The organism is Halomonas sp. MCCC 1A11062, from assembly GCF_021404355.1.
Classification (GTDB): domain Bacteria; phylum Pseudomonadota; class Gammaproteobacteria; order Pseudomonadales; family Halomonadaceae; genus Halomonas; species Halomonas aerodenitrificans.
Map to the genome: position 1 here is coordinate 1 of NZ_JABFTW010000092.1, position 256 is coordinate 256.

Genomic DNA, 256 nt, shown 5'->3' on the forward strand with positions numbered 1-256 from the left:
AGCGCACCCCTGATAAGGGTGAGGTCGGCAGTTCAAATCTGCCCAGACCCACCAATTTTATCCAGTCCTGCGTTATTTCGTGACTCGCATAGCGAGCTATGCGTCGCCACGAAATGCCTTGACCTGAATAAAATAACCGAACCGACCCTAAGGGGAAGGCCGGAATCAGTGGGGCCATAGCTCAGCTGGGAGAGCGCCTGCCTTGCACGCAGGAGGTCAGCGGTTCGATCCCGCTTGGCTCCACCATCTACGCCAA

At 56.6% G+C, this 256-nt stretch carries 1 tRNA gene; it reads left to right on the plus strand.

Annotated features, from left to right (window positions below):
- Positions 1–170 precede the first annotated feature (170 nt).
- Positions 171–246 (plus strand) — tRNA-Ala (locus HOP58_RS22935).
- Positions 247–256 lie beyond the last annotated feature (10 nt).